Raw genomic sequence first — 22,961 nt, forward strand, 5'->3', positions numbered from 1 at the left:
GTCAGTCGTCCATCCGCGGCATCAGGCCCTGGGGCCGCAGCGCCAGGATCACGAGGAAGGTGAGATGGCCGGCGAGCAGCTGCCAGCCGGGATCGATCTGGGCGCCGATGGTCTGGGCGACGCCGAGGATGATGCCGCCCAGCAGCGTGCCCCAGATGTTGCCGAGCCCGCCGATGATCACCGCCTCGAAGCCGTAGATCAGCCGCGCCGGGCCGCTCGCCGGATCGAAGTTCGCCCGCATCGCCAGGAACACGCCGGCGATCGCCACCACGGCCAGCGACAGCGCCATGGCGCCGGCGTAGACCTTGCGGTTGTCGAGCCCCATCACCTGGGCAATCTCGGCGTCGTCGGAGACGGCCCGGAAGGCCCGGCCGAGCGCCGTGCGGTAGAAGACAACCTGCAGCCCGCCCACGGCAGCCACGGCGGTTGCGAACATCAGCAGCGGCAGCACGCCCAGCGAGATGTCCGGCGTGAGGTGGATCGATGCGGTCTCCAGGGCACCGGCATAGAGCTTACGGCTGTCGGCCGAATAGACGGTCAGCAGCACGTTCTGGAGGATCACCGACAGGCCAAAGGTGACCATAAGCGGCGGAAGGATGTCGCGGCCGAGCGTGCGGTTGAGCACGTAGCGCTGCAGGACGTAGCCGAACGCCGCCATCAGCGGGATGGTGACCACGAGGCTCAGCAGCGGGTGGATGCCCAGCAGATCCACCACGCTCAGCGCGAGGAACGCCGCCAGCACGATCAGGTCGCCGTGGGCGATGTTGACGAGGCGCATGACGCCGAAGATCAGGCTCAGCCCCGCCGCGAACAGGCCGTAGAGCCCGCCCAGCATGATGCCCTGGAGAATGGCGTTGGCCCACTCCATCAGGCCGTCTCCAGCCCGAAGTAGGCGGCGTTGATCGCCTCGCGCCCGAGGTCCCCCGGGGCGCCTTCCAGCGCCACGCGGCCTTCCTGCAGGCAGTAGACCCGGTCGGCGACGGCCATGGCCTGGGAGATGTCCTGTTCCACCAGAATGATTGCGGTCTCGGCCTCCCGCACGGCCCCGAGGCTCTGGTAGATGTCCTTGACGATCACGGGCGCGAGGCCCAGCGATGCCTCGTCGATCAGCAGGATGTCGGGGTTGGCCATCAGCGCGCGGCCGATCGCCACCATCTGGCGCTGGCCGCCGGAGAGCTGTTCTGCCGGGTTCGAGCGGCGCTCCTTCAGCACCGGAAACAGGGCGTAGACGGTGTCGAGCGTCCAGCGCCCCGGCCGCTTCAGCCGGCCGCCGATGACCAGATTCTCCTCCACCGACAGCGAGCGGAACAGACGGCGCCCCTCCGGAACCAGCACGACGCCCTGCGCCGCCATCTCGTAGGCCGGCCGGTCGCCAACGGCCATGCCGCTTAGCCGGATCGCATCGGCGCGGTTCGGCATCAGGCCCATGATCGACTTCATCAGGGTCGACTTGCCGGCCCCGTTGGCGCCGATGATGGCCACGGTCTCGCCGACGGCGAGCCGGAAATCGACGCCGAACAGCGCCTGGAAGTCGCCGTAGAACGCGTCGAGCGCATGGGTCTCCAGGAGCTCAGGCATCGGGGTCGGCGCCCATGTAGATCTCCTGCACCGTCTTCGACGCCATCACCGCGCGCGGTTCGCCCTCGCCGACCAGCCGCCCCTGATCGAGGACGATCAGCCGGTCGACGACGGCCAGCAGCGCGTGCACCACATGCTCGATCCAGACGATGGAGACGCCCGAGGCGCGGATCTCGCCGATGGCCGCGATCAGCGCCCGGCACTCGCCTTCGGTCAGCCCGCCGGCGATCTCGTCGAGCAGCAGCAGCCGCGGCTTGGCGGCCAGCGCCCGGGCCAGTTCCAGCCGCTTGCGTTCCAACAGCGTCAGCGATCCGGCGAGCGCGTTGACCTTGGCGTCGAGACCCGCGAGGACGAGCGCCTCCCAGGCTTGGCTCTCCGGATCGGCGCTGGCCGTCTCCGACCCGAAGAAGGCGCCGACCAGCAGGTTTTCGAACACCGTCATGCCCTCGAAGGGCTGCGGCACCTGGAACGTGCGCACGATGCCTCGCCGGCAGCGTGCGGTCGCCGGCAGGGCGGTGACGTCCCGGCCCTCGAAGGAGACCCGTCCGCCATCCGCCCGGAGCGCGCCGGCGACCAGGTTGAACATGGTCGTCTTGCCGGCGCCGTTGGGTCCGATCACGCCCAGCGCCTCCCCGTCGGCGACCTCGAACGTCAGGTCGTCGGCGACGACGAGCGCGCCGAAGCGCTTGGATACGCCCTGAACCTCGAGAAGCGCCATGGACCTATGCCTTTGCCGACGCCGCCCTTACGACAGGAGCTTCAGCTTCCCCCCGACCGGGATCTCCGGCGCGGTCTCGTTGGTGGTGATGACGAGGTCGGCCTGGTCGCCGTCCTTGCGCCACTGACCGGCGACCAGCGGCGTCTTGGAGACGTTCCTGACCGGCTGGCCGCTCCAGTTCACCGGGCCGACGATGGTGGCGAGGTCGGTCGAGGTGATCGCTTCCAGGATGGCATCCGGGGAAATGTCCTCGGACCGCTTCAGCACGTCGAAGGCCACCTCGAACAGCGCGTGCTTGAAGCCGATCGGCTGGGTCCAGGGCCGGCCGGTGCCGTCGGTATAGGCGGTGCAAAGCTGGCCGGCGGTCTGGTTCGTGAGCGAGGAGGAGAACGGGTGGTGGGGCGACCACCAGATCTCCGAAGACAGTCCGTCGCCGCGCGCGCCGAGGCTGTCGATGACCGAGGGAAACAGCAGTGCCTTGCCGACGGTGACGACCTTCGGCTGGAAGCCCTGCTGGGCGGCCTGGGACCAGAAGGTGGCGAAGTCCGGCGGGATCATGTTGCCGGTGACGATCTGGCAGCCTGCCTCCTTGAAGGCGGAGATCTGGGCGGTGAAGTCGTCGGACAACGGCTGGTAGCGGCCGGGATCGGTGAGGGTGTAGCCGGCCTCCTTCAGCGCCGGCGGAAAGCCGAACACCGGGTCGGCCCAGGCGTTGCCGTCGGCGTCGTTGGGGAACAGCCCGCCGATGGTCTTCTCCACCCCCGAGCCGTTCCACAGGTCGAGGAAGGCGGCGATGACGTCCTCCAGCCCCCAGAAGAAGTGATAGGTCCAGTCGAATCCGGTCTTCGGGTCGCCGTTGCGGCCGAAGAAGTACGGCTGCCAGGGGCAGTCAGTGGTGATGCAGGGGACCTCGTTGATCTCCGCCTGGTCGGCCACCGGATTGGTGGTGTCCGGCGTCGAGGCGGCCATGATCAGGTCGACCTCGTCGGAGAGGATCAGGTCGGCCGCCACCTCCGCCGCCCGGTTCGGGTTCGACTGGCTGTCCTTGACGATGATCTCGATGGCGACCTTCTCGCCGCCCCGGTCGAGCATGCCGCCGGTCGCCTTCTGGATGCCGTCGAGCACGAACTGGTCGGCCTCGGCGAACGCGGCGAGGGGGCCGGTCTGCGGGCTGACGAGACCGATCTTGATCGGCCGGCCGGCGGCAAAGGCGCGCCCGGGGCGCCAGATCGCCGGCATGGCGAGCGCCGAGGCGCCCGCGCCGATGAAGTGGCGGCGATTGAGCTGGATCTTGCGGGTCATGGCGTTCCTCCCTTGGGGGCCGCGGCGTCTTGGTGCGCCTGTCGGCCGATGGATCAGTCCGGATCGAGGATCGTGTCGAGCCTCTTCAGATGGGTGGCGACGCGGGCGCGCACGGAGTCCGCCTCCTCCTTCGTCCAGCGGCGGAAGCCTTCGCCGGACTTCATGCCGAGCTTGCCCTCGGCCACGAGCCTTTCCAGGTAGGGCGACGGCCCGGGCCGGCTGTCGATGTCCGGCAGCACGATCTCGTGGACGGCGAGCGCCAGGTCGGTGCCGACGAGGTCGGCGTTCTCCAGCGGCCCGAGCACCGCGAGCCTCCGACCGAAGCTCTCCTTGATCACCGTGTCGACCGCCTCGGCGTCGCAGATGCCGTTTTCGACGAGGCTGACCGCCTCGCGCCACAGCGCGTGCTGCAGCCGGTTGCCGATAAAGCCCGCCACGTCCTTCTCGACCCGCACCGGCCGCTTGCCGACCTCGGTGAGGAGATCGAACACCGCGTCCATCGCCGCGTCATCGGTCCATTCGGTGCGGATCACCTCCACCAGCGGGATCATGTGCGGTGGGTTCCACCAGTGGGTCCCGAGCGCGCGGCCCTTGCGGTCGAGCCCTCCCATGATGGTGGTGATCGGGATCACCGAGGTGTTGGAGCAGAACAGGCAGTCCGGCCGGGCGGCTGCCTCGACGGCGGCGAAGATCGCCTGCTTCAGGGCAGGCTTCTCCGGCGCGGCTTCAAACACGCAGTCGGCCTCAAACACGGCCTCGGCGAGGTCGGCGGCCGCGCTGAGGCGCGGCAGCGTGGCCTCGATCTCGCTCTCCGTGCAGCCGAGTGCGGTCATCGAGGCGCGCACCCGCTCGGGCAGGCTGTCCCGCGTCGCCGCGTCGGGGTCCTGGACGACGACGCTTCGTCCCGACCTCGCAAAGGTCAGCGCGATGCCGTGGCCCATGAGGCCGGCGCCGATGACCGCGATCCTGTCCAGCATCTCGCTATCCCGCCGTGTAGCCGCCGTCGGCGTAGAGGATGTGCCCGGTATAGAAGTCGGACGCCTTCGAGGCCAGGAACAGCAGCGGCCCGGCCAGATCCTCCGGCTCGCCGAGCCGGCCCTTCGGCACCCGGCTGAGGAAGCCGCTGCGCACCGTCTCGGCGGCAGGCGTGTCCTCGAACATCCAGGCCGTCAGCGGCGAGCGGAAGACCGTCGGGGCGATCGCGTTCACGGTGATGCCCGTCGGGCCGAGCTCGCAGCCGAGCGCCTTGGTCATGCCGTCGACCGCCGCCTTGGAGGCGCAGTAGGCGGTGTAGCCGGCCGGATGGCCGAGCAGGCCGCGCGCCGAGGACACCAGCACGATCTTGCCGCCGCCGCCCTGCGCCTTCATCTGCTTGGTCGCCGCGCGTGCCAGCAGCCACGACTGGGTGACGTTGGCGTCCATCACTTGCGCAAACGTCGACGGGTCCATCTCGTCGATCTTGGCGACCTTGTTCATGCCCGACGCCACCACGAGGATGTCGAGAGACCCGTGTGCGCCCACCGCCGACTTCACCATCGCTTCGGCCGCGGCCTCGTCGCTTGGCCGGGCATTCGCGGTGGCAACATCGGCGCCGAGGTCGCGGCAGACGCCGGCGATCTCGTCGAGCGCCTCGGCGTTGCCCGCCGCGAGCGTCAGCTTACAGCCGGCGCCGGCCAGCACCCGCGCCGCCACCTGGCCGAAGGCGCCGGAGGCGCCCGCGATCAGGGCCGACTTGCCGGCGATGTCGAAGAGGGACAGCGGCGTGTCGATGGCGCTCATCGGTTGCCCCCGGGGTAGGGCATCACCACCAGCATGGTGCAGGTATCGTTGGAGTTGTTGACGATGCGCCGCTCCACGTTCGGACCGATGGTGATGGAATCCATGGGTCCGAGGACCACCGTTTCGCCCTCGGCCTCGACGGTCATCTCACCGTCCAGCACCACGTAGACCTTCTCCAGCGGGGTGGCGTCCGGTCCGGCGCCGCCGCCGGGCAGGAAGTGCGAGCAGCCCACCCAGAAATTCTCCGGACCGCCGTCCTCGAAGCCCTGCAGCCGCAGCCCGCGCATGTCGAAATGGTTCGGGGCCTCGTAGGGCTTGGCGTCGTCGAAGCGCTTGACGAGCATCAGAAACTCTCCCCGGCTTCGATGCGGTAGCCCTGGCCCTTGTCGATCATCGCCACCAGGCGGATGATGCAGCCGTCGCCGCGGTCCCAGTTCCACGGGAAGAAGGCGAAGGTCACGCGCTTGCCGGTGACGGCGTCGAGGTCGCCGCCGACATTCTCGATGCCCAGGATGCCGGCCCGGAACAGCTTGCCGTGCACCGGCTCCCACTCCGGGAAGGCCTCGTCCCAGGCGATGCCGCCGGACCATTCCTTGTACTCTTCGGCGAGGTGCGGCAGCAGCGGGCCGTTGCGGTGCGGGCCGATGGCGGTCGCCAGCGGATGGTCGTTGGCCTGGGTGTCGTGGCCCACCACCTTCACGCCCTTCTCGATCATCCAGTCGGCGGCGGATGGCACGAGGCCCGGGCAATAGGCAAAGTAGTCGCCGTCCTCGTAGACCTTGTGCCAGCCGGTGTTGATGATCAGCACGTCGTTCTTGCGGATGGCGTGGCCGCAGGCCTTCTCCAGGTCGTCGGCAGTGATCTGCTCCCACTTCTTCTTCGGGATCGAGACCACCAGGCCCGAGCCGAAGAAGTGCGGCAGCGGCACCTCGTCGATGAACGGCGTGCCCTGCACCACGTGGGCGGGCGCATCGATGTGGGTGGTGACGTGCATGGTGGTCGTCAGCGTCTGGGAGAGGACGCCGGACTTGGCCATGTAGTGCATCCGCTCGATCTGGACGTCGCGGAAATAGGGCCAGTTGGGGCACTGGAACCCGTAGCGGTGGCTGAGGTTGTAGAACTCCAGCCCCATGTCGTTGTCGGTGTTCGCCTGGAACTCGATTCCGCGCACGGTGATCGACATGGACAACCCTCCCTATATGTATCGTTATCTGAGACAGGAGGGTGCGTCTGGCAATCGAGAGTGTCAACAAGATCCACGGCTCGCTCGGCGCGAGCCAGGGTGCCTTTAACTAACCATTTGAAAAGACTAAAGTGAGAGCGCGGCAGATCGCCGGATGGCGGCTTCCCTGCGTCCGACAGTTGCGTTTTTGCTGTATTGAATGACGATACAGAGGTGCCCGGTGCTTGATCCCGATACCCCGTCTTCCCCCCGCGAGGCGGGCATCCAATCCATCGCCCGGGCAGCCGCCGTGCTGCGCGCGCTGGAGCGCTCGCCGTCGGGCATGAGCCTCGGCGAGATCGCCACGGCGCTCGACCTTCCGCGCTCGACCATCCAGCGCATCGTCGACGCCCTGAAGGACGAGGGATTTCTCATCCGGGCCTCGCCGCGCGGCGGCGTCCGGCTGGGTCCGATGCTGCTGCGCCTCGCGGGCCTCGCCGAGCACGCCTCGGCCAAGCGCATCCGCCCGCTGATCGCCGACCTTTCCCACCGGCTGCGCGAGACGGTCGACGTCTCGACGCTGCAGGGCGGGGCGGCGGTGTTCGTCGACCAGGCCACCGGCCGCCAGCGCCTCGTCGCCCAGTCGGCCATCGGCGAGCGCTTTCCGCTGTCGGTGACCGCGCCGGGCAAGGCGCTGCTGGCGCTTCTCGATCCGGCCCATGCCCGCGCCGCCCTGACGCGCAGCCTGAAGGAATTTCCCGCCTGGCCGCTTGATGACACCGGGGCCTTCTGGGCGGAGATCGAGGCTTGCCGCGTCCGCGGCTATGCCTTCGACGAGGAAAGCCATTCGCCCGGCATTGCGGCGGTGGGCGTCGCCTTCATGGACCCGGACGGGCTGCCGCTGATGATCTCGGTGCCCAGCCCCGCTCAGCGCTTCCGCAACAACCGCGAACGCTTCGCCCGCGACCTTCTGCGCACCAAGCGCGAGGCCGAGCGGCTGTTGAAGCGCGACCGGGACGGGTAGCGCGAGGTCGGTCCGGATACGTCCCTCCGCCGACAGGAAAATCGCTCGGAGGGGCCTGCTGCCTCCGGCCGGTGCATCCGGCCTTCCCCAAAAAGCGCAGGAAAGCAGAGGACATCCGCACGAGGCAGCCCTGCCTGAAAAAGGGCTTGCGCGTCTTACAAAACGATATATCTTTCGATGTATCAAAAGGAGTAGTCTTATGAATAGATATTACGATGTTGACGATGGTTGCGGCTGGGGTCCCGGCTGGGCCCGCGGCATGGGCGGAGGGCGCGGGCATGGCGACCGGGAAGCGCGGCGCGGTCCGCGCGGGCGGCACGTCTCCGACGAGGACCGTGGATTCTTCGGCCGCGGCCCGGGCCGGGGCGGTCGCGGCGGCGGCAGGGTGTTCGGTCCGGGCGAGCTGCGGCTGGTGCTTCTTGCTCTCCTCGCCAAGACGCCGACCAACGGCTACGGGCTCATCTCGGAGATCGAGGGCCGGTTCGGCGGCGCCTACGCGCCGAGCCCTGGGGCGGTCTATCCGACCCTCACGCTGCTGGAGGAGAGCGGCCAGATCCGTGCCGTCGACGAGGTCGGCCAGAAGCGGCTGTACGAAGTCACCGAGGAGGGCATGGCCTACCTGGAGGAGAACCGGGACACCGTCGACGCGGTGATGACCCGCATGGCGGTGGCGGCCCGGGCGATGGCCGGCGGCAAGGCGCCGCGGTCGGTGCACGAGGCATTCCACACGCTGATGGCTGCCGTCCGCTTCCACAGCCGCGGCTGGGACGAGGCCGAGGCGGAGCGGGTCCGCCTGATCATCGAGAAGGCCGCGAAGGACGTCAGCGAAGGCGGGGGCTGACCCGGCTTCGGCGCGTCAGTTGACGGATGATCCGGCCGTCTCCGTGCGGCGGTCGGAGTGCCGGTTCTCCTCTCGGGCGAGGATGGCCTCGGCCTCCAGACCGGCGATGCTTTCCGACAGCGCACGGGGGATGTCGCCGGTGGCCATCAGGCTGTGATAGCGCGCGCAGCACACCCGCAGGAACGAGGTGAAATTGCCGACGTCGTGATCGGCGTCCATCGCCTCGTGGTAGAGCTTGGTGATCAGCTGGTTCGACGTCATGTCGTCGCGCGCGGCAATCTCGTCCAGCGTGTCCCAGAAGAAGGTCTCCATCCGGATGCTGGTGGCGACTCCGTCGATGCGGAGCGACTTGGCGCGGCTTTCCCAGAGTTCGCTGCGGGCGCCGATGAAAAGCCGGCACATGTGCTCTCTCCCATTGCAAGCCGGACCGGGACGGGGAGCCGGATCCCTGTCCCGTCCACTGTGCACGAACGCTACAGGATCGCCATGAACTGCGACAGCCATGCCGGATGGGCGGGCCAGGCCGGTGCGGTCACCAGATTTCCGTCTGTGACGGCATCGGTCACGGCGATGTCGGCGAAACGGCCTCCGGCGAGCGTGACTTCCGGCGCGCAGGCCGGGTAGGCCGAGCACGTCCGTCCCTTCAGGACGCCGGCGGCGGCGAGCAGCTGTGCGCCGTGGCAGATCGCGGCCACCGGCTTGCCGGCGTCGAAGAAATGGCGGACGGCGTCGAGCACCGCTCCGTTGAGGCGCAGATATTCCGGCGCGCGACCGCCGGGGATCACCAGCGCGTCGTAGGCGGCGGGATTGATGTCGTCGAAGGTGGCATTGAGCGCGAAGTTGTGGCCGCGCTTCTCCGAGTAAGTCTGGTCGCCCTCGAAGTCGTGGATCGCGGTCGGCACCGTGTCGCCGGCGGACTTGCCCGGGCAGACGGCGTCGACCGAGTGGCCGCACGCCAGCAATGTCTGGAACGGCACCATCGTCTCGTAGTCTTCGGTGAAATCACCGGTGATCAGCAGAATCTTTGCCATTGTTTCCTCCCTTGTCGCAGGAGATGACGCTAGCATCGGGGTTCGAACGGCCGGTGGTAGGCGGGTACTACGTCGCCAGCTGGCTCATCCCGCGACCAGGGTCTGCACCGCCAGGATCCATCCGGCGGTGACGAGGACCGAGATGATCCCGATCGGCAGCACGGCCTTCGTGAACTCGGTGAAGGTGATCGTCGGGCCGCCGAGCCGGTCCGCTTGCTGCACGACGATGACGTTGCTCGCGGCGGAAATGACGAACACGTTGCCGGCAAGCGTGGCGATCGCCGCCAGCATCATCAGGGTCGCCGGCTCGTCGCTCGGCGAGAGCTTCAGGTACATGTCGACCAGCGGCACGTTGGAAAAGAGCTGACTGCCGACGAAGCTCACGGCCGCGGCGACCAGCGGTTCGCCCATGTGGTCGCGCACTCCGCCGAGGAGGGTCTGTAGCGAGCCGGACGCCACCAGCGCCCCCGTCACCACGAACATCGACACGAAGAAGACGAGGGTTGGCCAGTCGGTGTTCCTCAGCACTGCGAGCCGGTGCCGGCTGAACAGATAGGTCGGCACGGCCGCCACGCAGGCGATCAGCCCCAGCGGTACCGAGGGGCCGGCACCAAGCGCCTCTGCGAGGCTGCCGATCACCACGAGCACCGCCAGCAGCGCCGTCGAGGCGACCGCCGGCCACGTCCGCTCGCCGGTCTCGACCCGCCGTGCGGCAATGGCGACGGTGTTTCCGGCTGCCGGCCTGACGGCGCGTGCGAGCCACCAGACCGAAAGCGCAAGCAGCGCCAGTGTCGGCACCAGTAGCCAGCCCAGAAACGTCCACAGCGGCGTCTCGAGCCGTCCGCTCGTCGCCACCAGCAGGTTCTGCGGGTTGCCGATGGGCGTCGCCATGGAGCCGATGGTGACGGCGACGCACAGTCCGATCAGGAGCGGCTTGGCGTCGATGCGCGCATGAGCGGCGAGCACGAAGGCGATGGGTGTCCCGATGATCGCGGCGGCGTCGTTGGTCAGCACCATCGAGATGCCGGCGAAGGTGAAGACGAATGCCGCCAGCAGCCCGGTGGGCGAGCGCGGGCGGGCGAGCCGGTCGGCGATCGCGTGCGAGACGCCGGAATGATAGAGCGCCGAGCCGATGGAGAAGACCGCGAACAGATAGGCGATGACGTTCCAGTCGACGGCCGCGAGCGCGTCGTTCGAGCCGATCTCGCCGGTCGCAAGCAGAACCAGGGCCCCGGCCAGCATGACGTGCCAGATCTTCAGCCAGGCGGGCAGCCATTCGCGCGCCGCGATCAGCGCGAAGATGGCAGCGGATACGGGAAGGCTGAGCGACATGCGGGGCTCGAATGACGGGTCGGACCGGGGGGGCGGGGCGGGAGTGTGCGGCGGCGAGCGTCGCATCCTCGCCGAATGAAGCGAAACTGTCACACGGTGTTGCTAGGCAGTGTCTTTCCCCCGTGACCGAACCGGAACCGACCGTCATGAAGAAGCTCATCCTCGCGGCCGCCCTCCTGGCCGTCGTTGCCGGCCCCGCGCTCGCCCAGGACGTCTCCGGCAAGCTCGTGCTGTACACGTCGCAGCCGAACGAAGACGCCCAGGCCACCGTCGACGCCTTCAAGGCGAAGTATCCCGACGTTGAGGTCGAGTGGTTCCGCGACGGCACCACCAAGGTGATGGCCAAGCTCGCCGCCGAATTCGAGGCCGGCCAGCCGCAGCCCGACCTGCTGCTCATCGCCGACACGGTGACCATGGAAAGCCTGAAGCAGGAAGACCGCCTGCTGGCCGCCCCGGGGATCGACGTCTCCGCCTACGACCCGGCGATCATGGATCCCGACCACACCTACTTCTCCACCAAGCTGATCACCACCGGCATCGTCTACAACACCGGTGCGCCGATGAAGCCTCAGTCCTGGAAGGACCTGCTCAAGCCGGAGGCGAAGGACAAGATCGCCATGCCGTCGCCGCTCACCTCGGGCGCCGCGACCATCCACATGGTGGCGCTCACCGGCAATCCGGATCTCGGCTGGGACTACTATCGCGGCCTCGCCGAGCAGGGCGCCAACCCCCAGGGCGGCAATGGCGGCGTCTACAAGGCGGTCGCCGGCGGCGAGAAGCTCTACGGCTTCGTGGTTGACTACCTGCCCATCCGCGCCAAGAAGGACGGCGCACCGGTCGAGTTCGTGTTCCCGACCGAGGGCGTGTCCGCGGTGACCGAGCCGGTGGCCATCCTCAAGACGGCGAAGAACCCGGAAGCGGCCAAGGCGTTCGTGGCGTTCCTGCTGTCGGAAGAGGGCCAGGAACTCGCCGCAAAGCAGGGCTACCTGCCGGCGCTCGCCACCGTGGAGGCTCCGGAAGGCTTCCCGTCGCGCGACGCCATCAAGCTGATGGAATTCGACCCGGCCGCCGCGCTCAAGGACGACACGGCGAACAAGATGAAGTTCGAGGAAATCTTCGGAGGCTGACCGCGTCTTGACGTTCGCACGCGCCAACCGCTTCCGGAGCGGCGAGGGGACGACCCTCGCCGCTCTGGCGTTTCTGGTCACCGTGGTCTGCGGCGTGCCGATGCTTCTGCTGTTCAAGGTGGGGCTCGCGCCCGAAGGCGCGCCGTCGCTGGCGCCGCTCGTCGAGGCGCTTCAAAGCCGCTCCGTCCTCTCCGCGCTGTGGAACTCGCTGGAATCGAGCCTTCTGTCGGCGGCGCTCGCCACCGTCGTCGGCACCGGCCTGGCGCTGGTCATCGGCCTCACCAACGTCCGCCGCAAGGGGCCGCTGGTCTTCCTCATCCTGCTGCCGATGATGATCCCGCCCCACGTGACCGCCATCGCGTGGATCCAGGCGCTCGGGCCGGCAAGCCCGGTGCTGCGCTGGATCGGGCTGGCGCCGGAGATCGGTTCCACCCATCCGATCTATTCGCGCGGCGGGCTCGTCTCGCTGCTGGCGATCCAGCACATGCCGCTGGTGTTCCTGGTGGTGCGCGCCAGCCTCAGGAGCTTCCCGCGCGAGCTCTCCGATGCGGCCCGCATCTGCGGTGCGGGCGCGATCCGGCTGCTGGCACGCATCACCCTGCCTCTGCTCGCGCCCGCGCTGGTCGCCGGCTTCTCGCTCGCCTTCGTGGCGGCGCTCGGCAACTTCGGCATCAATGCGCTGATCGGCATCCCGGCCCGCTACACCACGCTGCCGGTGCTGATCTGGCGGCGGCTGTCGAGCTACGGGCCGGACGTGCTGGGGAGCGTTGCCGTCATCGCGGTCATCCTCGCGGGCGTGGCGCTTGCCGTCGGCGGGCTGCAGCTCTTCGTCCAGCGCCGGATGCGCGCGGCGCTCGTCGGTCCGCCGCAGGCGCCGCTGGCGATCGATCTCGGCCGCGGCCGCCTGGCCGTCGAAGCCGGCCTGTGGGCGGTGGTTGCGGCGACGCTGGTGCTGCCGTCGCTGTCGCTGGTCGCCACAGCGCTGGTGAAGACCTACGGGCTGCCGCTGTCGGCCGCCACCGTCACCCTCGACAATTTCGCGGAGGTCCTGCTGCGCCAGGAGGTGACGCTCCGGGCGTTCGCCAACTCCACCAGCATCGCCACGGTGGCAGCGCTTCTGATCGCGGCCACCGCGATCGGCCTCGGCTATTTTCTGGCGCTGCGCCGAGGCGGGGCGCGCCGGGTTGCGGGCGTCCTCGCCGGTCAGGCGAACATTGCCTTCGCCGTGCCGGGCCTGGTCATCTCGATCGCCTTCATCCTGGCCTTCATCCGGCCGATCCCGGGCACCGGCGTCAGCCTCTACGGCACCTTGTGGATCATCCTGATCGCCTATCTCGCGGCGTTCCTGGCGATCGGGCTCAATCCGGTGGCAGCCGCCTACGGCCAGATCGACGGCAGCCTCGACGATGCCGCCCGGGTCAGCGGGGCGCGCTTCGGCCGGCGCCTGGCGACCATCTTCGCGCCGCTGGTGGCGCCGGCCGCCGCGTCGGGCGCGATCCTGGTCTTCCTCACGGCCTACAACGAGGTGACGGTGTCGGCGCTGCTCTGGTCGGCCGGCCACGAGACCATCGGCACCGTCATCTTCAACTACGAGGACGGCGGCTACACGACGCTTGCCGCCGCCATGGCGACCATCACCGTCATCGCGACGATCCTCATCATGACGGCGATGAACGCGCTGGGCCGCTTCGCCCCGCGCGGCACGATTCCCTGGCGGGATTAAGCTGCCAGACGCCCCTCAGCGCCGGCCGCCGGCAGCAGCCAGGCATTGGCGATGCGCACATGGATGCGCTCGCCGGGTGCTGCCTTGTCGGGCAGGTTGAGGATCAGCGGCTCGCCGAGGCCTTCCACTGCCGCGTGGGTTTCCCAGAAGCCACCGCGATAGGTGGCACGCTCCACCGTCGCCGCCATCCCGTCGTCGGCGGGGGCGGCCACGGCGTCATCCGGGCGCACCATCAGCCGCGCCGGCCCCTCGACGGTGCCCGTTGCTGCCGGGATTTCAAGCGTCCGGCCGGCGATCTCGACGTGCGCCCGCCCGCCGGAAACCGCCGTCACCGTCGCATCGACGATGGCGCTGCGGCCGATGAAGCGGGCGACCCGCTCGTCGGCCGGCTGCCGGTACACGGTCTCCGGGCTCGCCGCCTGCAGGATGCGGCCCTGCCACATGATCGCGACCCGGTCGGCCAGCGCCATCGCCTCGCGCTGGTCGTGGGTGATGTAGAGGGTGGTTGCGTCGCTGGAGGCGTGAAAGCGGGCGAGCTCCTCCTCCATCGCGTGGCGCAGATGGGGATCGAGGTTGGCCAGCGGCTCGTCCATCAGGATGGTGTCGGCACGCTGGGCGAGGCAGCGGGCAAGCGCCACCCGCTGGCGCTGGCCACCGGACAGTTCCGCCGGCCTGCGGTCGGCATAGGGCAGCAGTTCCACGGTCGCCAGGCACGCTTCGGTCCGGCGTTCGCGGGTCGTCCGGTCGACACCCTCGGTGCGAATCGGGAAGGCGACGTTCTCGGCGACGCTCATGTGCGGCCAAAGGGCGTAGGACTGGAACACGACGCCAACTCGGCGGTCCTCCGGGGCGAGGTTCAACCCAGGGCCGGCAACGGGCCGCCCCGCGATGGCGACCTCGCCTGCATCGAGGGTCTCCAGTCCGGCGATGAGCCGCAGCAGCGTCGATTTTCCGCAGCCGGACGGTCCCAGCACCACGAAGAACTCGCCCGGCGCGATGTCCAGGCTGACGCCGGCAACCGCCGCGTCGGCGCCGAAGGATTTGCGGATGTCTTTGAGCGTGATGGACATGAGCGGGACACAGCCCGGACGGGGCCCGTTCGTCAAGCGCCAAGATGGGTCCGGACGCGCTGCGCCGCCGCCGCCCGGACCATGCGCCAGAGGCTAGAGGATCTGGCCCAGATTGGCCTCCACCGCCTTCGGGTCGGCGGCCAGCCCCGCCGCGATCTCCTTGGCGAAGTCGCCCGGATAGAGGTCGTCGGCCTCGCCGGTCTCCACCGCGTCGAGGATCTCCTTCACCGCATCGGTGGGCGCCATCTTGGGCGGCGGGAAGTCGGCGGTCATGCGGGTGTCGATGGCGCCGGGCATGACGGCGACGACGCGGGTGCCCTGACCTTTCAGCTCGGCGCGCAGCGCCTGGGTCAGCGACAGCGCCGCCGCCTTGGAGGCGCACAGCGAGCCCATCAGCGGCAGGCTCACGCGCGAGAGGATCGACAGCATGTTGACCATCGTGCCGCCGCCGTTGGCGGCCAGCACGGGCGCGAAGGCGCGCGCCACGGACAGCGTGCCGAAATAGTTCACCTCCATCTCCTCGCGGGCGATGACCAGATCGGGCGCCCGGAAATAGGACGTGTTGTGGTTCACGCCGGCGTTGTTGATGAGGAGCGTCACGTCGCCGGCCTCTTTCGCCGCCGCCGCCACGGCCGCCGGGTCGGTCACGTCGAGGGCGAGCGGCACGACCGGACCTTCGAAGGCCGGCAGGGCGCCGGGATCGCGCGCCGCGGCGTAGACCTTCGCCGCGCCCCGGGCCACCAGTTCGCGCACGTAGTGGGTACCGATGCCCCCGGTCGCGCCGGTGACGAGGGCGACCTGTCCCTTGATCGAAGTGCTCATCAGTAGGTCCTCTTTCTGTGGGTCCGCAGGTGTGTCGGCGGCATTGTCCGCCCCGCTGGCGGCCGTGCCCAGCCAGTCGGGGTCGATCTCGGGCAGCGGCACGGCGTCGAGGAGGGCGCGGGTGTAGTCCGCCTTGGGGTTCGCGAAGACGTCGGCGCACGGGCCGTCCTCGACGACCCGACCCCGGTAGAGCACCACCAGCCGGTCGCAGAGCGCCCGCACCACCGACAGGTCGTGGCTGATGAACACCAGCGTCAGCCCCATCCGGGCGCGAAGCTCGCGCAGCAGGATGAGGATCTGCGCCTGGGTCGACACGTCGAGGCCCGACACGATCTCGTCGGCGACGATGAAGTCGGGCTCAAGCGCGATCGCCCGGGCGATGCCGACGCGCTGGCGCTGGCCGCCGGACAGTTCGTGCGGATAGCGGTCGACGAATGCCTGGGGCAGGCCGACGAGGTCGAGCAGCTTCGCCGCCGTATCGCGGCGGGTCGGCTCGGGGAACGGCACGCCGAACGCCTCGAACGGCCGCGTCAGGATGGTGGCGAGCCGGAGCCGCGGATTGAGCGACGACATCGGATCCTGGAAGATCATCTGCATCTTCGGCCTGAGCGGCCGCAACGTGTCTTCGCCGGCCCGGGCGATGTCGGTGCCGGCGAACGTGAGCGTTCCCCCCGTCACCGGCAGCAGCCGGATCAGGGCGCGCCCCAGCGTCGTCTTCCCGGAGCCGGATTCGCCCACCAGCCCGACGGCGGCGCCTGTGGCCACGTCGAGGTCGACGCCGTCGACGATTGTGGTGGTCGGCGGCGGGCCGAACACCTTTGAGCGCGAGCGGTCGGGCAGCGCGACGGTGAGGCCGCGCGCGGCGAGAAGCGGTGGGGTGTGCAGCGGGGTGACGGTCATCGCACACCTTCCGCCTGTCGCGCGTCCCATGCGGCCGCCTCCTGCCACAGCGATCCGGCCAGCTCCGCCGGCACCGGCGACAGCACGTCGGCCGGCCGGTCGAAGCGCGGTGTCGCCGCAAGCAATGCCTGGGTGTAGGGGTGGGACGGTCGCTCGATCACGTCGGCGCAGCTGCCCTGTTCCAGAACGCGTCCGGCGTGCAGCACGCTCACCCGGTCGCAGATCTTGGCGACGACGCCGAGATCGTGGGTGACGAACAGCACGGCGGCCCTGTGCCGGGTCTGCAGGTCGCGCAGCAGCGCCAGGATCTGCCGCTGCACGGTCACGTCGAGGGCGGTGGTCGGCTCGTCGGCGATGATGAGCCGCGGCGTCGTGGAGAACGCCATGGCGATCAGCACGCGCTGGCGCATGCCGCCGGAGAGCTCGTGCGGATAGCGCTCCAGGACGGCGGCCGCATCGTGGATCGCGACCTCCTCCAGCCCTTCGAGCGCGCGGGCGCGGGCCTCTTTCCTGGAGAGACCCAGATGACGCGTCAGCGGCGCCGTCATCTGCACGCCGATCCGCCGGACCGGGTTCAGCGCCGTCATCGGATCCTGGGGGATCAGCGCGATCTTCTCCGCCAGCAGCCGACGGCGCTGCGCCTCCGCCATGGTCGGCAGGTCGACGCCGTCGAACATCACGTAGCCGCGATCGATCCGCGCGGCGCGGGGCAGGAGACCCAGCACGGCCTTGCCGATGGTCGACTTGCCGGCGCCGGATTCGCCGACCAGCCCGTGCACCTCGCCGGCCGCCACCGTCAGCGACACGTCGCGTAGCACCGGCTGCCGGGCGATGGTGACGACCAGGTGTTCGACCCTGAGAAGCGGCGCGCTCATCGCCGGTGCACCGGGTCGAGGGCGTGGCGCAGACCGTCGCCCAACAGGTTGAAGCCCAGCACCGCCACGACGATGCAGCCGATTGGCACGCCCAGCAGCCACGGGGTCTGGTAGACCACCTGCCGGCCCTCGGCGATCATGCCGCCCCAGGTCGGGAAGTCGGTCGAGACCGACAGCCCGACGAACGACAGGATCGCCTCGACCACGATGGCGATGCCCATCTCCACCGAGAGCAGCGTGATGATCAGCGGCATCACGTTCGGCAGCACCTCCTTCCACAGGATGAAGGGCCCCGAAAGGCCGAGCGTCTTCGCCGAGGCGACGTACTCCATCTCGCGCTCGACCATGGTCTCGGACCGCACCACCCGGGCGAACCGCGTCCAGTCGACGACTACGATGGCGACGATCACCGAGGAGAGCCCAGCCCCCAGCACTGCCGCCAGCACGATCGCCAGCAGCACCGGCGGAAACGCCATCCACACCTCGATGAGGCGCGACACCAGCTGGTCGACCCAGCCGCCGAAATAGCCCGCGAGCAGGCCCAGCAGCGAGCCGATCGCGGCGGCGAGCAGAGCGGCAACGAAGGCGACGGTGAGCGCGATCCGCGTGGCGTAGATCAACCGCGAGAGGATGTCGCGGCCGAGGCTGTCGGTGCCCAGCAGGTAGCCGGGTTCGCCGCCGCTGAGCCACGAGGGCGGCAGCATCGAGAGCATCAGGTCCTGCTCGAGCGGGTTGTGAGGGGCCAGCAGCGGCGCGAACACGGCCACGAGGATCAGCGCGGCAATGACGACCGCCCCGACCACCAGCCGGGGGTCGAGCGGATGGGACGGCCGGCGCTCTGCGGCGCCGGCGGCGGGGTTTGCCGGATCAGCCACGACGCAGCCTCGGGTTCAGGAAGGTGACGAGGATGTCGATCGCGAGATTGATCGCGATGAACAGGACGGCGAACGTCAGCACAATGCCCTGGATGAGCGGCAGGTCGCGGTTGATCACCGCGTCGACGGCCATGTTGCCGATCCCCTCGTAGGAGAAGATCCGCTCGATGAGCACGGTACCGCCGACCAGGAAGGTGAACTGCACGCCGGTCAGCGTGACGGTGGGGATCGCGGCGTTGGGCAGCGCCTCGTCGAGCAGCACGGTGCGCCGGGAGAAGCCGCGCGCCCGCGCCATCTGGGCGTAGTCGGCGCTTTCGGCGACCGCCAGCGAGGCCTTCAGCACTCGCGCGATGATCGCCGCCAGCGGCAGCGCCAGCGCCACCGCCGGCATCAGCATGTGGGACAGGAGCCCGCCGGCGATGGTGAACTGGCCGGTGACGAGCGCCTCGACCAGGTAGAACTGGGTGGCGAAATCGGTCGACAGGCGTGGGTCGATGCGCCCCGAGATCGGCAGCACCGGATAGACGACGCCGAGCAGCAGGATGAAGATCAGCCCCCACAGGAAGTCGGGGATCGCGACCACCACGCCGATGATCCCGTCGACGATCCATTCGCCCGGGCCGCGCCGGTAGAAGGCGCCGGTGAGCGCCAGCGCGGCACCGAGCGCGACGGCGATCACGGTGGCCAGCGCCACCAGCTCCAGCGTTGCTGGCAGCCGCCCCAGGATCAGCGATCCGACGTTCTGGCGCAGGCTGATCGAGGTGCCCAGGTGGCCGGTCACGAGGTCGCCGAACCAGGCCACGAGCTGCACGAAGATCGACTTGTCGAGGCCGTAGGCGGCGCGCAGGCGGTCGATGTCGTCGGCGCTGGCGCCCGGCGGGATCATCATAGCGATCGGGTCGCCCGGCACCACGCGCAGCAGTACGAACACGACGATGGCGACACCGATGAGGGTCGGCGGCACCAGGATGAGGCGGCGAAGAAGGGCGGTACTGCCCATGCGTCAGGAACCCCCAGACGTGCGAATGGAGCCTATCGCGATCGGGTGCGCCATGCCGAGGGAGATGGCCGGCTGGCGGGATGTGCTGGCCCCGGCACGGCTCCGCAGGGTGCGTGCCGCCCGATCCCGATGGGGGTGATCGCGCAGTGAAGACCGGCCGCCTGCGCTTTGCGCGCGCCGGCGGCCGACCGGTCGCCTCGGCCCCGTCAGCCTTCCGGCGTCATCTTCTGGGGTAGCAGCATGCCGTTTGCCTGGGGAACGACCGCCACCGTGTCGACGTGGATGATCGGCTGCACGTACTGCAGGAGCGGGATCACCGCGCCGATGTCGGCGATCAGCCTGTCGACCTTCTTCCAGCCCTCGATGCGCTTTTCCTCGTCCTTTTCCGCCCACAGCGGCGCGATGGCGTCGAACACCTCCTGGCCGTCCCAGACCGAATGCGGCGAGGGGCCGAACATGGCGTGGCCGGTCGAGGTGGCCGGGTCGCCGATCGCATTCCCCCAGTTGTAGAAGGCGGCTTCGGCCAGCTCGTCGCGCGCCCGCAACTCGTAGTGCTTGGCGATCTCGTAGACCTCGATGGTCGCCTCGATGCCGACCTTGCGCCACATGCCGACGATCGCCTGGACCATCTCGTAGTCCTTCGGCTTGAAGCCGCGGGTCGTCTGGATGGTGAAGGTGACCGGCTTGTCCGGGGAGTAGCCGCTCTTGGCCAGCAGTTCCTTGGCCTGCTCCGGGTCGTACTGCACCTTGATGGAGGGGTCGTAGGCGTCGTACTCGGGCGTCTGCAGCGTGTCGAGCGGGACGCCATAGCCGCGCAGCAGCCGGTCGACGATCGCCTTCTTGTCGATCGACATGGCGGCGGCCCGGCGCACGTTCTCGTCCTTCATGACGCCGATATCGTTGATGAAGATCATCGCGATGTCGGAGACCGGAATGGTCTCGCCGACGATCCCGGGCTTGTCCTTCAGCCGGTCGAACTCCTCGTAGGGGATCTCCAGCGTCACGTCGGCCGCCCCGGATTCGATCTCCGCCACACGGCTGGTGGCGTCCGGCACGAACTTGAAGATGACCGTCTCGAAGGCCGGCTTGCCGCCCCAGTAGTCGGGGTTCGCCTTGAGGCGCAGGAAGGCGTTGCGCTCGAAGGTGTCGACCATGTAGGGGCCGGAGCCGACCGGCTTCGCCTCGAAACCTTCCGGTCCAACTTCCTCGAAGTATTTCTTCGGCAGCACGTAGCCGGTCAGGAACGCCATCCACTTGAACAGGTCCGGCTGATACTCCGTCACGTCGCCGGTGATGACGTTTCCGTCGACCTGGAAGTTGCCGATCTTCGACCAGACGAACTGGATCGGGTTGCCGCTTTCCGGATTGGCGGCGCGCTCGAGCGACCAGACCACGTCCTCAGGCGTGACCTTGTCGCCGGTGTGCCAGACGGCGTCGTCGCGCACCGTCAGCATGATCTTCGTCTTGTCGTCGTTGTAGTCCCACTTCGTCAGCAGGCCTGGCTCGAAGGCGAGGTCGGGGGCCTGGGCGATGTAGGGATCGAACACCGCCTGGTAGATGGTCTGGATCGTCGGGTTCACCGCCGAGGCGCCGACGGTCGGGTCGAACGACGGCAGGTTGACGTTGTAGGCGATGGTGACGGTCTTGCCGGCCTCCTGGGCGACCACCCGGGCGATGCCGTGCGGCAGGACGAGGGTGGCGGCGCCGGCCCCCGTCAGTTGCAGGAGGGTGCGGCGGGAGAAGGATGGTCCGTTCATGGCGGCCTCGCATCGATGGCGGCGATCTGGATGGATATTGTTGGCAGTCCGGATGCGGTCGTTGCCGCATGAGGTTATGTCGAAGCGCCGGCGTTCCCCGTGCCGGCGCGCAGTCGTCGCGGGTCTACCGAGGTGCGCTCGTCGCCCAGTTCTTCATGAGGGTGTTGGACGGCAGGCTCTCGTCGACCAGCTTGTCGGCGGTCTCCCTGCCGGCCACCGGCAGCCCGGTCGGATCGAGCACGCCGATCTGCACCAGCACCGAGGCCTGGTCCCAGTAGATGTGCTCGTTGTAGAGCTTGTCGCCGCGGAAGCGGATGATCCCGACCAGCGGGATCTCCACGTACTTCCCCGTCGGCGGAATGCCCGGCAGCATCCAGTCGATCTCGATGTCGTGGGTGAAGCAGAACAGCATCTCGTCCACGACCCGGTCGGCGCCGACGGTGCGCGAGATCGGGATCAGCTTGGTATCGGCCGGCGTCTTCGGGATGAAGTGGTTCTTGTAGAAGCGGTGCAGGTCCTTGTAGCCGACGCCGCCGGTCATCGTCGGGATGTGGTTGACGTAGGGCTCGGCCACCATCGTCGCCATCGTCAGGTCGACGTCGCGGGTCGCGAACTCGTATTCGGTGTGCTTGTCCCACAGGGTCGACAGGTCGTAGTGCGGACCCATCACCTTGCGGAACAGCGCGATCGAGCGCGAGTGCGCCATCAGCGAGGCCGGCTTGTCGAACGACTCCCGCTCCACCGCGGCGAACGCGTGGTCGCAACCCGGATAGACGTAGAGCTCCACGTCGTCGCGGTCGGCGAAGGCGGCCATGATCTGGTTGCGGGCTTCCTCCGGCGCGAACTTGTCGAGTTCGGCGAAGTGGAACACCATCGGGCAGGTGGCGGCCTTCGCCTCGTCCAGCGCCTGCTCGAGGCCAACGCCGTAGTAGCAGACGGCGCAGTCGACATCGGTGCGCGCCGCCGTCAGGTAGGCGAGCTTGCCGCCGAGGCAGAAGCCCAGCGCGCCGACCTTGCCGGCCTGCTCGGGCCGGGCGCGCAGCACCTTCAGCGCGTCGGCGGTGTCGCGGATCGACTGGTCGACGTCGAACTTCTGGAAGTAGCCGAAGGCCTTGCCGAAATCCTCTTCGCCGTAGCCGAGCTCGATGTGCGGCTCGAAGCGCCAGAACAGGTCGGGGACGAGGACCGCATAGCCTTCCTCGGCGTAGTAGTCGGCGACGTCGCGCATGGTGCCGTTGACGCCGAAAATCTCCTGCAGAAGGATGATCCCCGGGCCGAAACCGGCCTCGGGCACGGCAAGATAACCCTGAAAGCTCTTCCCATCCGAAGACGGAATGTCGATCCACTTGCCGGCCATGTTTCCCCTCGATGTCTGGCGGTTCGGGCCCCGGCGCGCTCGGCGCGGGACTTTTGATCGATTTCAAAATAGAATTTGCCGTTAAAATTCACATATGGCAATGGGTGAGACGCGTCGGAGTTGCACAATGGTCGCTAAGCGAAAGATTGCCGGGGGGCATGAGACTGCAGGCGGCGAGCCCGAGGGCTGGCATCTCGCCCGCACGCCTGAGGAACGGCGCCTCGCCGACCTCGAGTTCGCGCTCGAGCGGGTGGCCCAGGCCTATTATCGCTGGAAGGGCGTGTGCTTTTCCGAGGTCGCGGAGCTCGCCATCTCCGGCGACGATGTGGCCGTTCTGAACATGGTGCGCTTCGAGGATCGCCCGAAGCGGCTGTCGGAGATCGGCCGGCTGCTCAACCGGACCGACGTTCCCAATCTCCAGTACGCCATGCGCAAGTTCGTGAAGGCGGAGCTGGTCGAGGCCATCGGCGGCGGTTCCCGGCGCGACATGCGCTACCAGGTGACCGACGCCGGCCGCGAGGTGACGGAGGCCTACGCGGCACTGCGCCGCGACGTGCTGTTGCCGCTGGTGGGCGATCTGGGCGCGAACGGGCAGGGCTCCGCCGCCGTCGCCGGCGCCCTCGACACCCTCGCGCTCACGTACGGCAACGCCGCCCAGCTCGCCCCGATCAAGAAGTAGCCGGCCGAC

23 protein-coding genes and 1 pseudogene are annotated in these 22,961 nt (G+C 68.7%); 5 read left to right on the forward strand and 19 right to left on the reverse strand.

Translation table 11 applies throughout. From position 1 onward, the window contains the following. Position 1 precedes the first annotated feature (1 nt). From ACSSVZ_RS01165 to ACSSVZ_RS01200, 8 genes are read right to left on the reverse strand one after another with little or no spacing between them, the layout of a single operon-like run. Complete coding sequence (locus ACSSVZ_RS01165; protein WP_453967761.1) at positions 2-868, reverse strand: branched-chain amino acid ABC transporter permease; 867 nt, start codon at positions 866-868, stop codon at positions 2-4. After that, entirely contained in the window at positions 868-1,578 is a 711-nt protein-coding gene (locus tag ACSSVZ_RS01170) for an ABC transporter ATP-binding protein (RefSeq protein ID WP_453967762.1), read from the reverse strand. Before ACSSVZ_RS01170 ends, ACSSVZ_RS01165 begins: the two co-directional genes overlap by 1 nt. Next, the gene (locus ACSSVZ_RS01175) at positions 1,571-2,296 is read right to left on the reverse strand and encodes an ABC transporter ATP-binding protein (RefSeq protein ID WP_453967763.1); all 726 of its coding nucleotides are present in this window, start codon (positions 2,294-2,296) and stop codon (positions 1,571-1,573) included. The genes ACSSVZ_RS01170 and ACSSVZ_RS01175 overlap by 8 nt, the downstream gene beginning before the upstream one ends. Positions 2,297-2,323: 27 nt before the next feature. After that, positions 2,324-3,598: an ABC transporter substrate-binding protein gene (locus tag ACSSVZ_RS01180; RefSeq protein WP_453967764.1), complete on the reverse strand. Its 1,275-nt coding sequence runs from the start codon at positions 3,596-3,598 to the stop codon at positions 2,324-2,326. A 53-nt stretch (positions 3,599-3,651) separates the two neighbouring features. Beyond that, a complete protein-coding gene (locus ACSSVZ_RS01185) occupies positions 3,652-4,575 on the reverse strand; it encodes a 3-hydroxyacyl-CoA dehydrogenase family protein (protein ID WP_453967765.1) in 924 nt (307 codons plus the stop codon). A gap of 4 nt (positions 4,576-4,579) precedes the next feature. Continuing rightward, positions 4,580-5,377 (reverse strand): SDR family NAD(P)-dependent oxidoreductase, encoded by a 798-nt coding sequence (locus ACSSVZ_RS01190; protein ID WP_453967766.1) that lies wholly within the window; start codon positions 5,375-5,377, stop codon positions 4,580-4,582. Further along, positions 5,374-5,721 carry a cupin domain-containing protein gene (locus ACSSVZ_RS01195; protein ID WP_453967767.1) on the reverse strand — a complete coding sequence of 116 codons (348 nt, stop codon included), beginning with the start codon at positions 5,719-5,721 and terminating at the stop codon, positions 5,374-5,376. The genes ACSSVZ_RS01190 and ACSSVZ_RS01195 overlap by 4 nt, the downstream gene beginning before the upstream one ends. Further along, positions 5,721-6,560 (reverse strand): cyclase family protein, encoded by an 840-nt coding sequence (locus ACSSVZ_RS01200; RefSeq protein ID WP_453961957.1) that lies wholly within the window; start codon positions 6,558-6,560, stop codon positions 5,721-5,723. Before ACSSVZ_RS01200 ends, ACSSVZ_RS01195 begins: the two co-directional genes overlap by 1 nt. Positions 6,561-6,780: 220 nt before the next feature. Between ACSSVZ_RS01200 and ACSSVZ_RS01205 the strand changes: the two genes are divergently transcribed. After that, positions 6,781-7,563: an IclR family transcriptional regulator gene (locus ACSSVZ_RS01205; protein ID WP_453967768.1), complete on the forward strand. Its 783-nt coding sequence runs from the start codon at positions 6,781-6,783 to the stop codon at positions 7,561-7,563. Positions 7,564-7,762: 199 nt separating this feature from the next. Next, on the forward strand, positions 7,763-8,404 hold the full coding sequence (locus ACSSVZ_RS01210) for a PadR family transcriptional regulator (protein ID WP_453967769.1): 642 nt from the start codon (positions 7,763-7,765) through the stop codon (positions 8,402-8,404). Between the two features lie 15 nt (positions 8,405-8,419). Here the strand turns inward: ACSSVZ_RS01210 and ACSSVZ_RS01215 are convergent, their stop codons facing one another. From ACSSVZ_RS01215 to ACSSVZ_RS01225, 3 genes are all read right to left on the reverse strand, one after another. Continuing rightward, complete coding sequence (locus ACSSVZ_RS01215; RefSeq protein ID WP_453967770.1) at positions 8,420-8,806, reverse strand: ribbon-helix-helix domain-containing protein; 387 nt, start codon at positions 8,804-8,806, stop codon at positions 8,420-8,422. A gap of 71 nt (positions 8,807-8,877) precedes the next feature. Beyond that, positions 8,878-9,435, reverse strand: a complete 558-nt coding sequence (locus ACSSVZ_RS01220) for a DJ-1/PfpI family protein (RefSeq protein ID WP_453967771.1) — start codon at positions 9,433-9,435, stop codon at positions 8,878-8,880. 84 nt (positions 9,436-9,519) lie between these two features. Then, positions 9,520-10,767, reverse strand: coding sequence for an SLC13 family permease (locus tag ACSSVZ_RS01225; protein ID WP_453967772.1), 1,248 nt, complete (start codon positions 10,765-10,767; stop codon positions 9,520-9,522). 146 nt (positions 10,768-10,913) lie between these two features. Here ACSSVZ_RS01225 and ACSSVZ_RS01230 point away from each other — a divergent pair, with 146 nt between their 5' ends. Then, positions 10,914-11,894, forward strand: coding sequence for an ABC transporter substrate-binding protein (locus tag ACSSVZ_RS01230; RefSeq protein ID WP_453967773.1), 981 nt, complete (start codon positions 10,914-10,916; stop codon positions 11,892-11,894). Between the two features lie 7 nt (positions 11,895-11,901). Beyond that, on the forward strand, positions 11,902-13,617 hold the full coding sequence (locus ACSSVZ_RS01235; RefSeq protein WP_453967774.1) for an ABC transporter permease: 1,716 nt from the start codon (positions 11,902-11,904) through the stop codon (positions 13,615-13,617). Here the strand turns inward: ACSSVZ_RS01235 and ACSSVZ_RS01240 are convergent. The 8 genes and pseudogenes from ACSSVZ_RS01240 to ACSSVZ_RS01275 all read right to left on the reverse strand — a co-directional run bounded on the left by ACSSVZ_RS01240 (position 13,614) and on the right by ACSSVZ_RS01275 (position 22,273). Then, complete coding sequence (locus ACSSVZ_RS01240; protein WP_453967775.1) at positions 13,614-14,687, reverse strand: ABC transporter ATP-binding protein; 1,074 nt, start codon at positions 14,685-14,687, stop codon at positions 13,614-13,616. The two genes, ACSSVZ_RS01235 and ACSSVZ_RS01240, sit on opposite strands and share 4 nt — an antisense overlap. 93 nt (positions 14,688-14,780) lie before the next feature. Beyond that, positions 14,781-15,509: an SDR family oxidoreductase gene (locus tag ACSSVZ_RS01245; RefSeq protein WP_453968022.1), complete on the reverse strand. Its 729-nt coding sequence runs from the start codon at positions 15,507-15,509 to the stop codon at positions 14,781-14,783. Positions 15,510-15,578: 69 nt separating this feature from the next. After that, positions 15,579-16,409, reverse strand: a pseudogene (locus ACSSVZ_RS01250) (ATP-binding cassette domain-containing protein); the annotation flags it as partial. Then, positions 16,406-17,284 carry an ABC transporter ATP-binding protein gene (locus ACSSVZ_RS01255; protein ID WP_453967776.1) on the reverse strand — a complete coding sequence of 293 codons (879 nt, stop codon included), beginning with the start codon at positions 17,282-17,284 and terminating at the stop codon, positions 16,406-16,408. The pseudogene ACSSVZ_RS01250 and the gene ACSSVZ_RS01255, both read right to left, overlap by 4 nt. Next, positions 17,281-18,159 (reverse strand): ABC transporter permease, encoded by an 879-nt coding sequence (locus ACSSVZ_RS01260; RefSeq protein WP_453967777.1) that lies wholly within the window; start codon positions 18,157-18,159, stop codon positions 17,281-17,283. Before ACSSVZ_RS01260 ends, ACSSVZ_RS01255 begins: the two co-directional genes overlap by 4 nt. Continuing rightward, the gene (locus tag ACSSVZ_RS01265) at positions 18,152-19,159 is read right to left on the reverse strand and encodes an ABC transporter permease (RefSeq protein WP_453967778.1); all 1,008 of its coding nucleotides are present in this window, start codon (positions 19,157-19,159) and stop codon (positions 18,152-18,154) included. The genes ACSSVZ_RS01260 and ACSSVZ_RS01265 overlap by 8 nt, the downstream gene beginning before the upstream one ends. Positions 19,160-19,365: 206 nt before the next feature. Then, on the reverse strand, positions 19,366-20,916 hold the full coding sequence (locus ACSSVZ_RS01270) for an ABC transporter substrate-binding protein (RefSeq protein ID WP_453967779.1): 1,551 nt from the start codon (positions 20,914-20,916) through the stop codon (positions 19,366-19,368). 124 nt (positions 20,917-21,040) lie between these two features. Beyond that, the gene (locus ACSSVZ_RS01275; RefSeq protein ID WP_453967780.1) at positions 21,041-22,273 is read right to left on the reverse strand and encodes a dienelactone hydrolase family protein; all 1,233 of its coding nucleotides are present in this window, start codon (positions 22,271-22,273) and stop codon (positions 21,041-21,043) included. Positions 22,274-22,400: 127 nt separating this feature from the next. Here ACSSVZ_RS01275 and ACSSVZ_RS01280 point away from each other — a divergent pair, with 127 nt between their 5' ends. Further along, positions 22,401-22,952 (forward strand): winged helix DNA-binding protein, encoded by a 552-nt coding sequence (locus ACSSVZ_RS01280; RefSeq protein ID WP_453967781.1) that lies wholly within the window; start codon positions 22,401-22,403, stop codon positions 22,950-22,952. The last annotated feature ends 9 nt before the right edge of the window (positions 22,953-22,961 follow it).

The sequence above is a fragment of the Amorphus sp. MBR-141 genome (assembly GCF_053628695.1).